This window comes from Rhizobium ecuadorense, assembly GCF_001187535.1.
Classification (GTDB): Bacteria; Pseudomonadota; Alphaproteobacteria; order Rhizobiales; family Rhizobiaceae; genus Rhizobium; species Rhizobium ecuadorense.
Map to the genome: position 1 here is coordinate 1 of NZ_LFIO01001057.1, position 220 is coordinate 220.

Consider the following 220-nt stretch of genomic DNA (forward strand, 5'->3'; position numbering starts at 1 on the left):
GCTGATCCGTCAACTGGCCCTGCATGCGCATTTCCGGCTCCTTGTTGTCAAAGGGAACGAAGCCGCGATTGACGAAGAGAATGCGCCCGTCGGCAAGCTCCAGCGGGGTATAGATGTAATAGCCTGTCTGGCCGCGCCAGGTGGCGAAGAAGTGGCGCTCCTTGTTGTTGATATAGCGGCCGGTGGCGGTGACCTTGCGGTATTCGATGTCGCCGCCTGC

General features: G+C 60.0%; 1 protein-coding gene. It reads right to left on the reverse strand.

Annotated features, from left to right (window positions below; all coding sequences use genetic code 11):
- Positions 1-220: SURF1 family cytochrome oxidase biogenesis protein (locus tag AF337_RS18855; RefSeq protein WP_280138859.1), on the reverse strand; the 220-nt coding region annotated here is incomplete at both ends.